Source organism: Vulcanococcus sp. DEBay_Sum29NL08_54 (assembly GCF_017859255.1).
Lineage (GTDB): Bacteria > Cyanobacteriota > Cyanobacteriia > PCC-6307 > Cyanobiaceae > Vulcanococcus.
Genome location: NZ_JAFMNJ010000003.1, coordinates 1 through 13,372 on the forward strand (window position 1 = coordinate 1; position 13,372 = coordinate 13,372).

General features: G+C 64.1%; 10 protein-coding genes. 5 read left to right on the forward strand and 5 right to left on the reverse strand.

The genetic code is table 11. The features are described 5' to 3' along the window. Positions 1-1,647: 1,647 nt before the first annotated feature. Positions 1,648-1,890, forward strand: coding sequence for a hypothetical protein (locus tag QZ186_RS01655; RefSeq protein WP_247476651.1), 243 nt, complete (start codon positions 1,648-1,650; stop codon positions 1,888-1,890). 4 nt (positions 1,891-1,894) lie between these two features. On the opposite strand, the gene QZ186_RS01660 is transcribed toward QZ186_RS01655, so the two are convergent. Further along, the gene (locus QZ186_RS01660) at positions 1,895-2,071 is read right to left on the reverse strand and encodes a cytochrome B6 (protein WP_247476649.1); all 177 of its coding nucleotides are present in this window, start codon (positions 2,069-2,071) and stop codon (positions 1,895-1,897) included. 44 nt (positions 2,072-2,115) lie between these two features. On the opposite strand from QZ186_RS01660, the gene purT reads away from it, so the two are divergent. Both purT and QZ186_RS01670 read left to right on the forward strand, forming a co-directional pair. Beyond that, positions 2,116-3,297, forward strand: coding sequence for a formate-dependent phosphoribosylglycinamide formyltransferase (gene purT, locus QZ186_RS01665; protein WP_247476648.1), 1,182 nt, complete (start codon positions 2,116-2,118; stop codon positions 3,295-3,297). Between the two features lie 63 nt (positions 3,298-3,360). Further along, on the forward strand, positions 3,361-4,392 hold the full coding sequence (locus tag QZ186_RS01670; protein WP_296415389.1) for an LCP family protein: 1,032 nt from the start codon (positions 3,361-3,363) through the stop codon (positions 4,390-4,392). On the opposite strand, the gene QZ186_RS01675 is transcribed toward QZ186_RS01670, so the two are convergent. The 3 genes from QZ186_RS01675 to QZ186_RS01685 all read right to left on the reverse strand — a co-directional run bounded on the left by QZ186_RS01675 (position 4,389) and on the right by QZ186_RS01685 (position 9,483). Beyond that, entirely contained in the window at positions 4,389-6,509 is a 2,121-nt protein-coding gene (locus QZ186_RS01675; RefSeq protein WP_296415393.1) for an HAD family hydrolase, read from the reverse strand. The two genes, QZ186_RS01670 and QZ186_RS01675, sit on opposite strands and share 4 nt — an antisense overlap. Before the next feature lie 103 nt (positions 6,510-6,612). Further along, positions 6,613-8,622, reverse strand: a complete 2,010-nt coding sequence (uvrB, locus tag QZ186_RS01680) for an excinuclease ABC subunit UvrB (RefSeq protein WP_010313886.1) — start codon at positions 8,620-8,622, stop codon at positions 6,613-6,615. A 105-nt stretch (positions 8,623-8,727) separates the two neighbouring features. Beyond that, positions 8,728-9,483, reverse strand: coding sequence for a DUF561 domain-containing protein (locus QZ186_RS01685; protein ID WP_247476642.1), 756 nt, complete (start codon positions 9,481-9,483; stop codon positions 8,728-8,730). A gap of 62 nt (positions 9,484-9,545) precedes the next feature. Between QZ186_RS01685 and tilS the strand changes: the two genes are divergently transcribed. Continuing rightward, positions 9,546-10,529, forward strand: a complete 984-nt coding sequence (gene tilS, locus QZ186_RS01690; protein ID WP_296415401.1) for a tRNA lysidine(34) synthetase TilS — start codon at positions 9,546-9,548, stop codon at positions 10,527-10,529. Positions 10,530-10,587: 58 nt separating this feature from the next. Beyond that, the gene (locus tag QZ186_RS01695) at positions 10,588-11,298 is read left to right on the forward strand and encodes a hypothetical protein (RefSeq protein ID WP_296415403.1); all 711 of its coding nucleotides are present in this window, start codon (positions 10,588-10,590) and stop codon (positions 11,296-11,298) included. Between the two features lie 14 nt (positions 11,299-11,312). Here QZ186_RS01695 and QZ186_RS01700 read toward each other — a convergent pair whose 3' ends face one another. Continuing rightward, positions 11,313-13,313, reverse strand: coding sequence for a ribonuclease J (locus tag QZ186_RS01700; RefSeq protein WP_247476639.1), 2,001 nt, complete (start codon positions 13,311-13,313; stop codon positions 11,313-11,315). Positions 13,314-13,372: the final 59 nt, after the last annotated feature.

A 13,372-nucleotide genomic window follows, 5' to 3' on the forward strand; every position in this document is an offset into this window, starting at 1 on the left:
CCCGACCCGAAGGTCGTGAGGAGATGATCCGGCAGCCAGTTCAGCGGTGATGTGCCGTTTGTAACCGGCTGAACGTTTTGTGCAGGACTCAGGACCGCAGGTGACCCACCTCAGGCTGCAGGTCGCCTGTGCACCTGAACTGCGGCGACTTCCGTACGAAGTGATGAACGCGCTGGTCTAGGTCGAGTGGTTAGCGAGCAAGACCTGGATTGGTCGATGCACCAGCGTTACCCCCACCAATACCTGTCGGGACTCCAGCTGGATACTGCATGACCTGCCGAGCTGATGGAGGGAGGTTTCCAATTCTTCTGATCGTGGATTCCCCACCTGAAGTCGTCTTCATGCCGGTGCCGACCAATTGAACAGCCAGCGAGACCAAGGCAAATACGCCGACAAAAACACCGCCGATCGCCCAGGGATTGACTTGGGATTGGTGGAGCGTGGAGTTGTTAGCCATAAGGAGAGAACCTCACTCTCCCCTCTTTATGTAGTCACAGCTACCAGGCTGGCGTGAGTATTTGCGCTTGTCGGCGCAAGTTATGTTCAGTGCTATACAACAGGCTTGAGGGCACGATCAACGGAAATGCCAGCGCAGATACTCCATGCGCGAAGCCAAGAAAAGACGCCAGGAGCACCGCCTTTCTCACCGCTAGACCCTTAAGAGAATCTTTATATTGGCATGTCCGCCATGCGGCTTCGGCGTGGCTCAGCAGTGGCGGAGTGCTCAGCAGTGGCGCAGTGGATGGTCATCCCCCTCGCGGAGGATGACTTTGCAGGAGTCTTCTGATGAAGCCTGCTTACGCGTTGCCTTGTGAGCCGCCGCCACTGTGGCCGTGACGAGCAGGGCAAGCAGGATGCCGTCGGTGAGCGGGTCCATTACCTCTCCGTGGCTATCACTGGTCTAGGCCTGGGCGGAGCCTGTTGCAAGGGCTGCCGAGTGGTCAGCTCAAGAGTGCAAAGGGGGTGGCGCAGCCACTCGGACGATCCTGGAGGCAAGTACCAGCCCAGTTCATGGGACGTACGAATTCTGTGTTTCTACGGCTATCCAAAAACGCGCGACAACGGACCTGGCGGTCCTAGCTACATCCCTGCCCCAGCTATCCGATCCAAAAAGTGCGCGATTTTGAGCTTTGGTCTTGACGCCACCCGGCGAACTGGCCCGAGTTAGGCATTGGTTATGGCGCTTTGAAGCTCGCTGAGCCTTGATGGAACCAAGAAGACCAGCGTCTTCGCATGGGTTCTCGGGCTGCTTTGGCAGCCCTTTTTATGGACCGCCGTGGACCTGCCTCAGGCTCCAGCTCACCTGTGCATACCAGCAGCAGCGGCAATCCATACCAACGGGCGCTCGGATGCCGCTGTGCACCTGAACTGCGGCTACTTCCGTACGAAATGGATACCCACTGATGACCGTGCAACGGGTTCCCAGGCGCGGGACACAGACCTGATTTATGCACGTACTGCATAAGCGCAGCGCCGTTTCAGGCAGCCGCGATCTGTTTCACGGCAATCGGACCATGCCATGTTTGAAGCAGTGAGTATCGAGTCCACAGGCCGCCGCAATACCAACGGCATACCAACTGTGCTCCACGGAACTCCAAACCCTCGCAACCCTTCCAGTTACTGAGTTCAGTACGGAGTATTTCAATAATGGCCTACTTCACCTGGAAGGAAACAGGACTGACAGGCGACTGCGCCAGCCTCGAGGCGATGGCCTCGCGCTTTGAAGAAGCCGCGGCCCTGATGCGTCGGATGGCCTCTGAGGGATTTGTGCTGGAGCGCCATAGCGATGGCCAACACATCACCCACAGGGATGCCGGGGTCTTTGCCGCCTATGGCTTCATCGATGAACAGTCACCGGTGCGGCAGTTGAACCTGATCGAACTGGACTGAACGGTCAGCCCGCGCGGCGCAGGTAACCGATGAGCCACACCAGCACAAACGCCAGCACCGAAATCCCGAGATAGATCAGCGTCCAACGCTGGAGATCCTCAATGCTCAGACCATTGAGCAGACCATCCGCTGCATCACCGGCAGTGGCGTAAGCAAACGGGGCGAACAACAGCACGGGCACGCGGCGATGCAAGATCGCGCAAGTCTCTCGTCTCCGCGGCGGCCATGGCCAGCTCCAACTTCCCCCGCACCCTGATGCTCTTGGGCAGCGGTGAATTGGGCAAAGAGGTGGCCATCGCCGCGCAACGCCTGGGTTGCCGTGTGATCGCAGTGGATCGCTACGCCGGGGCCCCCGCGATGCAGGTTGCCGATGTGGCCGAGGTCGTACCGATGACGGACCCGGAGGCGCTCAAGGCGGTGGTCCGTCAGCACCAACCCGATGTCCTGATCCCCGAGATCGAAGCCCTGGCCGTGGACGCCCTGGCGGAGCTGGAGGCCGAGGGCACCACCGTGATCCCCACGGCCCGCGCCACGGCCGTGACCATGAACCGCGACCGCATCCGCGACCTCGCCGCGACGGAACTGGGGCTACGCACGGCCCGGTTCGCCTACGCCAGCAGCGCCGAGGAGTTGGCGCAGGCCGCCGCACCCCTGGGTTGGCCCGTGGTGGTGAAGCCGGTGATGAGCTCCTCCGGCAAAGGCCAAAGTGTGGTGGACGGTCCCGAGGGCATTCCCGCCGCCTGGGAGGCCGCCATGGCCGGAGCCCGGGGTAGCGGCGCCCGGGTGATCGTCGAGGAGTTCCTCCACTTTGAGCAGGAAATCACCCTGCTGACCGTGAAGCAGTGGAACGGCCCCACCCTGTTCTGCCCGCCCATCGGCCATATCCAAGAGCGGGGTGACTACCAGTGCAGCTGGCAACCCGCCCAGCTCGAGTGGGAGCAACTGGCCGCCGCCCAGACCATGGCGCGGGAGGTCACCGACAACCTCGGGGGCGCTGGCATTTTTGGCGTGGAGTTTTTCGTCTGCCGCCTACCCGATGGCAGCAGCGAAGTGGTCTTCTCCGAGCTCTCGCCCCGCCCCCACGACACCGGCCTGGTGACCCTGGCCGGACAAAACCTGAGCGAATTTGAACTGCACCTGCGGGCCGTCCTGGGGCTGCCCATCCCTGAGATCCGCTCCGAGGGGGCAGCCGCCAGCCGCGTGATCCTGGCTGAGCGACAAAGCGACAGCGTGGCCTTCAGCGGTCTGGACGAGGCCCTGGCCGAAACCGATGTGCAGGTGCTGCTGTTTGGCAAACCCGACGCCCGTCCCTACCGGCGCATGGGGGTGGCCCTGGCCCGCGGTGCGGACCTCAAGGACGCACAGCAAAAAGCCGATCAAGCCGCCGGCAAGATCCAGGTGATCTAGAGGCCCAAACCCCTCTAGCTCCAAGGGATAACGCGAGGTACTTTGCGCTCATCTGAGTGCCTTATGTCCCCCGCCCAATCCAATCCCCGGCGCCAAGGGCGCAGTCCGCAGCGGGACCCCAGGCGGGGGAAAGCGGATCTCCAACCTGCTGAGCGCCGCGTCCGCCGCGACAACGTGACGCAGCTGGATCGCCGGCGACCAGCCGCAGCACCGACCAAACCCGTCAAGCGCAGGCAGGGGCTCCCCCGCCTGCCCCTGTTCGTGGCCGGCCTTGGACTGGGCTACGCCCTGCATGGCCTGCCCGCCGTGGTGATGGGAGCCTTTGATCAGCCCAAACAGCTGATCGGATCCCTGGTGGCCCCGGTGGCCTCGGGCGATCGACGCATCGTCGTCCTGGGGACCGACGACGTCAGCACCAACACCGACGTGATGCTGACGATGCATCTCGACGACGGCCGCACCAAGCTCACCCAGGTCCCCAGGGACACCTTCATCGACTCCGAGCGCTACGGAGTGATGAAGGCCAACGCCCTCTACAGCAGTGGCGGCCCCGAGATGGTCAAGGCGGAGCTCAGCAAGCTCCTCTCCGCCAAGGTCGACCGCTATCTGGTGCTGAACCTGAACGCCGTTCAGCGACTGGCGGATGCCATCGGCGGCGTCGAGGTCGACGTCCCCAAACGGATGGCCTACGTCGACAACAGCCAAGGCCTCTACATCGACCTCTATCCCGGACGGCAACTGCTCAAAGGGGAGGCACTGGAAGGATTCCTGCGCTTCCGCCACGACCAGCTGGGTGACATCGGCCGAATGGAGCGCCAAAAGCTGGTGCTGGCGGAGGTCTTCCGCAAACTGGCCAACCCAGTCATGGCGACCCGACTTCCCGAGTTGATGGAGATCGCTGGCAAGGACATGCGAACGGACCTCTCCCCAATCGACATGGGCAAGCTGATCACGGCCATGGCCACGACCAAACTGGCCTCCAGCCGGGTCGAGGGGGTCCCGTTCTGGCACCAGGAGATCAGCTATTGGATGCCCGACAGCAACCCCAATCGCCAGAGCTACCTGAGCCAAGACCCAGACGCCCTGCTGCCCTAGCGGCTCAAGAAGCGGTAGTGGTCTAGACCCTCCAGCACGCCCCAAGCCTGAGGCCTGGAGGCGAAAAAGACCTTCGGACGGCGGCGCAGCTGATCCAGGGAGTGGTCGTGCTCGGAGGCCACCAGGCCAAGCGAGCTGCCGTTCAGGAGCTCCGCATCACCCTGCTGGGCCGCCACCACCAGCACCTGATCCAGGGGTAGGCCCCAGTTCAGGCAGAGGTGACGAATGGCATCCGCCTTGGACGCCCGCATCGGCAGCACATCCAAGAACCAATGGTGGAAGAGGTGGGCTCGAGCCTCCAGCCGGTGCTGGCGCAACCGCTGCCGCACCATCTCGAGCACCCCCGCGGTGGGCGCCTCCAGGGTGTAGCTGACCTTGTAACTGCCTTGATTGACCTCCGGCTGCAGCGACAGGCGGGGGCTGAGGCCTTCGAGCACCTGCTCGACCCGTTTGCGCTGCCAGCCCTGGGCGATGTGCTGGTGCCAACTGAGATCTGGCCGGCCCTCAGCGCCAAAGCGCAGGTCCGCCCCGGCCTCCAGGATCCAGACCTGGGGTTCTGGCAGATGCAATTCGGCAAAGCGCAGCCGCGCTGAAGCGAAGTGGCGACCGCTCAACATGCCGATGCCGCACTGGGGATCAGCGGCCAGTCGGCGGCGGAGATCCTCGAGGCCAGCCGGCTGCGCCGACTGCAGGCAGACATCGAGATCGAGCAAGAGCAACCGTTGCACCGGAGGAGCCTCGACCTTCACCGGTTGGGCCGGGGACGCAGCCACCACCCCGGGGGTGCAACGACGGTCGCCCTCCCCGAGGTAGCTGCAGACATGGGCATCCCAACTGAAATTGCGGCTGATGGCCTCGATGCCGTTGTCGCGCCAGGAGCGCCAGCGATCGAGATCCGCACCCGCCTCTTCCAGGGCTTGCTGCAGCACATCCAGATCGGTCACATCCGCCAGCTGGCCGTTGGAGCAGCGCTGAAGGATGTCCCGCGGCCCCCCGTCATCGGTGCTGACCAAGGGCAGCCCGCAGGCCGCCGCCTCCAGCAGGGTCAAACCAAAGGGCTCCGTCAGGGCCGGGTTGACGAAGATCCCGCAGCGCTGTGCCGCCCAGCGATAGATCGCAGGGATCTGCTCACCGCGATGGTGCTTGGGATAGGCGACCTTGCCGTAGAGATCAAAGCGATCCACCAGCTCAAAAATCTGCTGGAACTGATCCCGCTGCTGCTTCTCGAGCGAGCGGGGATCCTCACGGCAACCCAGCACCAGGACGAGGTTGTGGCGCTCCTGCAGTAGGGCGGAGCGGCCATAGGCCTCCACCAGAGCCGGGACGTTCTTGCGCCGAACCGCGCGGCAGATCGTGAGTAGGGGTGACTTGTTGGGCTCCCGCAGGAATGGCTCCATCAGGGCCTCCACATCGGACGCCTCGCCAGGCATCGCCACCGGGTGGAAGCGCTGGGCGTCCACCCCAGGGGGCACGACACAGGCCTGCTCCGCCTCAAAGCGGTTGTAGCGGGCGTACTGCTGCTGGGCTTCCTGCTGGGTGCTGGTGATCACCAGGGAGGCCTGGGCCAAGGCACGCTCTTCGGCGTCAATGCGACGGCCAATGGCATAGGTCTGCTCGATCTGCTCATGGGTCAGGCCGCCTTCGAGCAGGCGCCGCTGCTTCTCGCGGCCCAGGGAGTGCCCGGTGAAGACCAAGGGGATCCCAAGCCTTTGGGATACCAAGGCCCCCACATAGCCGGCATCGGCGTAGTGGGCGTGGATCCAATTCGGACGCTGCGGCTGGGCCGCAATGTGGGCCGTGACCGCATCGGCCATCTCGTCGAGATAGGGCCAGAGCAGTTCCTTGCGCAGGTAGCGCCGCGGTCCGCAGGGGAAGCGAACGATGCTGGCGCCGTCAGCCAGCGGTTCATGGGCCTGGGCGTAATCAGCGGAAACCCGCTTGTCCTGAATCAAACGGGTGACCACATCGACGCGGTCGACCTCCGGGCGAGCAGCTAATCCTCTGGCCAGCTCGAGCACATAGGTGGTCTGACCACCGGTATCTGCATCACGTCCCAGCTCCAGGTCATGGCCGCGGAACAGGCCATGCAAATGGAGATGGAGCAAGTAGTAACCCAATTCGCCTCCTCGGCGATTAGCTCACCTTTAGCCGCGATTCCAGGGGCGAAGTCGGAAGAAAAGGGAAAGATCAAGCAGAGATCGCGTCACGGTTTTCGCTGACTTAGGGCTTCCCTACAAGCTTTTGGCGCAGGCTTTTGATGCGATCGCGCAGGTTGGCGGCTTCCTCAAAGTCAAGATTTTTTGCCGCTGATTTCATCTTGTCCTCGAGCTGTTGAATCAGCTCCGGCAGGGCATCGAGCGGCACATCGTTGTGCTCGGCCTGCTCGGTGGCCTGCTCCAACTGCTCGTCGTTCAGGCGCCTGGAAACCTCCAAGAAGGCCAGGATCGAATTGCCGCCCCGCTTACCAGCGGGCGTCGGCGTGATTCCGTGCTTCTCGTTGTAGGCCTGCTGAATCGCACGTCTGCGCTCGGTTTCTGAGATGGCCTTGGCCATCGAATCCGTCAGGTTGTCGGCGTAGAGCAGGGCCACCCCCTCCACGTGACGAGCGGCCCGGCCGATGGTCTGAATCAAGGAGCGCTCAGCCCGCAGGAACCCCTCCTTGTCGGCATCCAGGATCGCCACCAGGGAGACCTCGGGCAGATCCAGGCCCTCCCGCAGGAGGTTCACACCCACCAGCACGTCGTACTCGCCATTGCGCAGGTCCTGGATGATCTCGATCCGCTCGATCGAGTGGATCTCCGAGTGGAGATAGCGAACCCGGACGCCGTTCTCAGCGAGGTAGTCCGTGAGGTCTTCCGCCATCCGCTTGGTCAGGGTCGTGACCAAGACCCGCTCCTTCTTCTCGGCACGGGTACGAATTTCACCCAAGAGGTCATCCACCTGGCCATCGGTGGGACGCACCTCAACGATGGGATCCAGCACCCCGGTCGGACGGATCACCTGTTGGACGACCTCGGAATCGCTCTGCTTGAGCTCCCAATCCCCGGGTGTGGCGCTGACAAAAATGCTCTGCCGGGCCTTCTCCCAGAACTCATCCCCCTTGAGCGGACGGTTGTCTGCAGCACTGGGAAGCCGGAAGCCGTGCTCAATCAGCACGCCCTTGCGCGCTTGGTCGCCGTTGTACATCGCCTGCAGCTGGGAGCAGGTGACGTGGGACTCATCCACCACCAGCAACCAGTCCTCAGGGAAATAGTCGATCAGGCACTCCGGCGGTGTGCCCGCCTCGCGGCCCGCCAGATGGCGCGCATAGTTCTCAACGCCATTGCAGTAGCCGACCTGCTCGAGCATCTCCAGGTCGTAGGTGGTGCGCTGCTCCAGGCGCTGTGCCTCCAACAATTTCCCCTGCTCGTTGAGCACGTCCAGGCGCTCCCGCAGCTCCGAGCGAATGGCCTTGATCGCATCCTCCAGGCGCTCCTTGGGAGTCACGAAGTGCTTGGCCGGATAGATGCTGATCGATTCCAGGCTCTGCAGGATTTCCCCGGTAGTGGGGTCCACATAGCGAATGGCCTCGACCTCATCACCAAAGAGTTCAATCCGCACCAGGCGGTCCTCGTAGGCGGGGCCGATCTCCAGCACGTCCCCCCGCACCCGGAAGCGTCCACGGGAGATCTCCAGGTCGTTGCGGGAGTACTGGTTGTTGACCAAGTCCCGCAGGGAACTCCTGAGATTGAGGGTCTCGCCCACCTCAAATTTGACGGCGGCCTTGAGGTACTCACTGGGGATTCCCAGGCCGTAGATACAGCTAATGGAGGCCACCACGATCACATCGCGGCGCTCAAAGAGAGAGCGGGTCGCGGAGTGCCGCAGCATGTCGATCTCTTCGTTGATCGAGGCTGTTTTGGCGATGTAGGTATCGGAGACCGGCACATAGGCCTCCGGCTGGTAATAGTCGTAGTAGGAGATGAAGTACTCAACGGCGTTCTTCGGGAAGAACTCCCTGAGCTCATTGCAGAGCTGGGCCGCCAGGGTTTTGTTATGGGCCAAGACCAAGGCCGGCCGGCCGGTCTTGGCAATCACATTGGCGATGGTGAAGGTCTTGCCGGTTCCCGTCGCACCCAACAGGGTCTGATAGCGCTCGCCTGATTCCACGCCAGCCACCAGCGCCTTGATCGCCTCGGGCTGATCCCCCTTGGGCTCGTAGGGAGCGTGGATTTCAAACGGGTTAGGCATCGGGGCATTCTCGGACAACCGCCCAGGCGGCGTGGCTGCCGAACCAACAAAAAACCCATGCCCCGGAGGGCATGGGTGACGTCCAAAGCGGTGATGCCTTGAGGATCAGACGGCTGCCTTGACGGCGCTGCCCAGGGCCTCGCGCAGGCCACGAACCACGGCGACCATGGCCAGCTGATCGTTGAGCTTGTTGACGGCGGAGCCCACGCCCACGCCAGCGGCACCGGAGGCGATGGCCATCGGCACGGTGACGGAAGACAGTCCAGAAGCGCAGAGCACCGGCACCGAGACGGCGCGGCTGATGCTGTGGGCAGCGGCCAGGGTGGGAGCGGCCTTCTCGATCAGGCCGAGGCTGCCGGCACTGAAGGGCTTGGCACTGGTGCCACCTTCGGTCTGGATGATGTCGGCACCGGCGGCCACCAGATCAGCGGCGAGCTGCTCCTGTTGGTCGATGGGCAGCACGTGGGGGACGGTCACGCTCAGCACCACCTCGGGCAGCAGCTCGCGGGTGCGGCGGGTGATGGAGAGCACCTCAGCGGCATCAAAGATGCGGCCGAGGGGATAGAAGGCGTCGTAGTTGCCGATCTCGACCATGGCGGCACCGGCGGCCACGGCGGCGGGGAACAGCTCAGGATCGACAGCGCTCACGCAGATGGGCAGGCCCGAGACCGAGGCGGCCAGCTGCACCAGCTCAGCATCACAGGCCACGTCGATCAGATCCGCACCACCGAGGCCAGCCGCACGGCTGATGCGCTCGACGCTGGCGGCGTCAAAGTTGGTGAGGCCAGCAATCACCTTGAGAGCGCGCTTCTCGGCCAGGGCCATGCGCAGGGAAGCGGGCAGCCGATCGAGGCGGGACATGCCAGTACAGATGGAGTTTTGCGATTCTCACACGCTGAGCCAGGGCGAATCAGGCTGGGGGCATGGCTGAACGCTGGAGTGATCTGCATCGGCGCCTGCATCAGCAGCTGCTCCAGCAGCAGGATCTGCTGCCCGATGGGGAGCCCCTGCTACTGGCCGTCTCCGGTGGCCAAGACTCCATGGCCTTGGTGGGGCTCCTGAACGACCTGAAACGTCTCCACCACTGGCCGCTGCAGCTCTGGCATGGCAACCACGGTTGGCGCCCTGAAGCCGAGCAGCAAGCCCGCGAACTCCAGGCCTGGGCCCAGGACCAGGGCCTGCCGATCCAGGTCGACGACTGGGAGAGTCCAAAGAGGGATGAAGCCTCAGCCCGCGACTGGCGCTATGGGCAGCTCCAGACCCACGCCCAGCGCCTGGGCTGCCGCAGGGTCGTCACCGGACACACCGCCAGCGACCGCAGCGAGACGGTCCTGCTCCAGCTCGCCCGCGGCAGCCATCGCCGCGGCCTCTCCAGCCTCCGGCAACGGCGCACGCTCAGCGGCACGATTGAGCTGGTCCGCCCACTGCTGGGGTTCTCCCGCAGTGACACCGTCCAGATCTGCCAGCAGCTGGGTCTGCCGATTTGGCTGGACCCCAGCAACAGCGACCCGCGCTTCAGTCGCAATCGGATCCGCCACGAGGTGCTGCCTGTGCTTGAGGCCCTCCACCCCGGAGCCAGCGAACGCATCAGCCAACTGAGCGAACGGCTGGCCCAAGAGCAGGACGGCGGCGAGCAGTTGGTGGATCTCGCCCTGGGCAGCCTGCAAACCGAAACGGCCCAGGCTCAGCCGGCGTTAAAGCGACGCCCCCTCAGCGGCCTGACCCTCAGCAATCAACGGCTGCTGCTGCACCACTGGCTGACCCGCCAGGGCCTCAGCCTGGGCAACGCGGAACAGTTGGAGCAGCTTCTCCATCGCCTGCCGCCCCACTGCGGTCCTGGCCAGTGGGATCTCAGCCGGGGGCGCTCCCTGCGCTGGAACCGCGAGCTGATCTGGCTGGAGCCCTGAAGAAGCGCGGCCAGGTCTGGCAAAACGACCTAAACCGGAGCGGGAACGGCGCAACGCCATGAGCAGCGCAAGCAGTGATCGCTACGCAGCCATCGAACGGGCCTACGGAGAAGGGCGCTTCAGCGATGCGCTCCAGGGGGCTGAGGCCTTGCTGCACGAGCTGCAAGCCAGCGCCTCTGGGCCTGAGTCAGAGACCGCCCTCAGCCGGCTCCAGCTACTAACGGGTCACATTCACCTCTACGGACTGGGGCAGCCCCAGGACGCGCAGGCCTACTACCAAGCGGTCGCGGACAGCACGGCCCCCTCCACCCTGGTGGACCTCGCCCAGGCCGGGCTCCAGCGCTGTCAACTGCAACCAGCAGCCCAGGAGGAGCCCAGCTCCCAGCAAGCCATTGGGGATCTGCCCGAACTTCCTGCCACCCCCTGGCTCAACCAACTCAGCGAACCCCAGGAGGCCCTCACCGCCCTGCAGGCGGCCTGGACTGAGGTGCCCGCCAGTGGACCAACACCCGTCATCGCAACGCCGACGGTGCTTAACGGCTCGCCGGCAACGCCCTGGGGCGATGCCGCACCCAACGTCGAGGTCCTCGCCGATGAACCTGAGCTTGAGCCTCAGCCAACGGACGACGCGGCGCCAGCCGAGCGTGAGTGGCCCGACTACAGCCAAGGAAACCTGGTGGTGGAGCTGCCCTTCAGCGAAAACCGCCCCCAGGAGCCCCTCCATGAGGGGAGCAACTGGAGACGGTTCTTCAGGCTGAAACGGCCCTAGGGCCGCAGCAGCAGTCAGCTCGCGGCGGAGCGGCGACGACGGGTGCGGCCGGCGATTTCAGGTTCCTCGACCTTGGGAGCAGCCGCAACAGGAGCAGCCTTCACCGGCGCAGGCGCAGGGGCAGCCGAAGCGGCGGAGGCGGCAGCACCGACGGGGGCCAGTTCACGGCGGGGCGTGCGATCCCGATCCCGGTCGCGGTTGCCATCACGGTTGCCGTCGCGGCGACCGCGGGGGGCCGGACGGGTGTCGGGCTCTGCATCCGCACGGCCCTTGTAGGCCGGGGTGCCACCAGGGGCGGGCTGCACCAGGCAGATGATCAGCGGCTCAACTTGCAATTCGCGGCGCAGGCGACGCTGCAGACCCACTTCGATTTCGCGCTGGACGCCCATCCAGTCGACTTCCGGAGCCTTGCCGCCGGTGTTCCGGGACAGTTGCTGCCAGCGGTTCTCGAGCACCCAGGTGATTTCCCGCTCGGTCCAGAGGCTGAGCTTGCGGGGATCCGCGGCGGTGACCACGCCCCGCAGGTTGACCCGCGGAGGCGCTGCCATCACACCGTCGGTGCTGATCACGGCGAGCATCGTGATGACGCCGTCGTCGGCGAGCTGCTGACGCTCTTTGAGAACACGGGCGTCGACGATGCCATTACGGGAGGCGTCGAGCAGTTCGATGCCCGCCTTAACGGGCTCGCCCTTCTTGATCGAATCGGCCGTCAGTTCAACAACATCTCCGTTGTCGATGATCAGCATGTTGTCGGCCGGAACGCCCATGGACTGGGCGGTCTTGCTGTGGCAGACGAGCATGCGGTGCTCGCCGTGCACCGGCACGAAGAACTTGGGACGGGTGAGGGCCAGCATCAGCTTCTGGTCCTCCTGGAAGCCGTGGCCAGAGACGTGGATGCCCTCGCCCTTGCCGTAGACGACCTTGGCGCCCAGCATCATCAGCCGGTCGATGGTGTTCACCACGGAGATGGTGTTCCCCGGGATCGGGCTGGCGGAGAAGATGATCGTGTCGCTGCTCTTGACCTGCACCTGGGGGTGCTCGCCACGGGAGATGCGGCTCAGGGCAGCCAAGGGCTCACCCTGGCTACCGGTCATCAGCAACAGGGTCTCGCGATCGGGCAGATCACGGATTTGCTTGATCGGGACAAACAGATCATCCGGAGCGCGCATGTAGCCCAATTCACGGGCCTTGGCGATCACGTTGAGCATGGAGCGGCCCAGGAGGCCGACCTTGCGGCCGTTCTTCATGGCCAGCTCGAGGATCATCGCGACGCGATGGATGGAGCTCGCAAAGGTGGTGATGATCACCCGGCCTTCGGCCTGGGCGATATGGCGATCGAGGGCCGGGAAGACCGAGCGCTCAGGAGGACAGAAGCCAGGGACCTCAGCGTTGGTGGAGTCACTGAACAGGCAGAGGACACCCTGCTCGCCGTGGTGGGCGAGGCGGGCCATATCGAAATACTCACCATCGACCGGGGTGTGGTCGAACTTGAAGTCACCCGTGAAGATGATCGTTCCCACCGGAGTGGTGATGGCCAGCGAGAAGCTGTCCGCCATCGAGTGGGTGTTGCGGATGAACTCCACCGAGAAGTGCTGGCCCACCTTCACCACGTCCCGCGGACCCACGGTCTGAATGGTGGTGCGGTCGGTGACGCCGGCCTCTTCCATCTTTCCCTGGAGCATCGACATGGCCAGCCGGGGGCCATAGATCACCGGGATGTTGAAGTTCTTGAGGTGGTGGGAAATACCACCGATGTGGTCCTCGTGACCGTGGGTCACGATCATTCCGCGGATGCGCTTCTGGTTCTCCTTGAGATAGCTGGTGTCTGGCATCACGACGTTCACGCCGTGCATGCCATCACTGGGGAAGGCCAGGCCGGCATCCACGAGCATGATGTCGTCGCCGTACTCGAACACACAGGTGTTCTTGCCGATCTCGTGCAGGCCACCGAGGGGGATCACCCGCAGGTGGGGCTGCTTGGCGGCGCCGTTACGGCCAGGGGTTTGAGAAGTCATTCAGAAAAGGGGAGGCGGCTCAGCCGCACGGGGAACAAACGTTGAGAAAGGGGTTGCTC

Coding starts and splice junctions, on each gene's coding strand:
- QZ186_RS01670 (WP_296415389.1), top strand. CDS start 3,361: ATGTCCCCCGCCCAATCCAATCCCCGGCGCCAAGGGCGCAGTCCGCAG.
- purT (WP_247476648.1), top strand. CDS start 2,116: ATGGCCAGCTCCAACTTCCCCCGCACCCTGATGCTCTTGGGCAGCGGT.
- QZ186_RS01685 (WP_247476642.1), bottom strand. CDS start 9,483: ATGTCCCGCCTCGATCGGCTGCCCGCTTCCCTGCGCATGGCCCTGGCC.
- tilS (WP_296415401.1), top strand. CDS start 9,546: ATGGCTGAACGCTGGAGTGATCTGCATCGGCGCCTGCATCAGCAGCTG.
- QZ186_RS01700 (WP_247476639.1), bottom strand. CDS start 13,313: ATGACTTCTCAAACCCCTGGCCGTAACGGCGCCGCCAAGCAGCCCCAC.
- QZ186_RS01655 (WP_247476651.1), top strand. CDS start 1,648: ATGGCCTACTTCACCTGGAAGGAAACAGGACTGACAGGCGACTGCGCC.
- QZ186_RS01695 (WP_296415403.1), top strand. CDS start 10,588: ATGAGCAGCGCAAGCAGTGATCGCTACGCAGCCATCGAACGGGCCTAC.
- uvrB (WP_010313886.1), bottom strand. CDS start 8,622: ATGCCTAACCCGTTTGAAATCCACGCTCCCTACGAGCCCAAGGGGGAT.